Below are 261 nucleotides of genomic sequence, written 5' to 3'. Positions count from 1 at the left end.
AGAACATCAAGGGCGACATTGAGGTTCGGGCGTATCCGGTTGAGCGCGGCGGATTGGGCTATCGCGCGAGCGCAATCGCCAACCCCTACACCGACGACTATGTTCTCTGGATCCAGCCGGGAGACTACAAGCTGCTCTTCCTCGGACGGGGAGGGATGCCGCTCGTCGAGCGGTGGTACGGAGGCGGAACTACTTACGCTGAGGGTGCCACCGTGACCGTGCGGAGCGGTAGCGGCCACGGCGCTTTGGGTATCGACGTGA

Annotated in this window: 1 protein-coding gene; it reads left to right on the top strand. The window is 63.2% G+C overall.

Going from position 1 to position 261, the window contains the following annotated elements; all coding sequences use genetic code 11:
- A partial coding sequence (locus ACZ3GY_RS24285) for a hypothetical protein (protein WP_465912332.1) occupies nucleotides 1-261 on the top strand: 261 nt, incomplete at both ends.

This window comes from Pseudomonas sp. PME37.24/006 (assembly GCF_055556635.1).
Note: the sequence above shows the minus strand (reverse complement) of the source record. Positions and strands in the feature narration are given on the sequence as shown.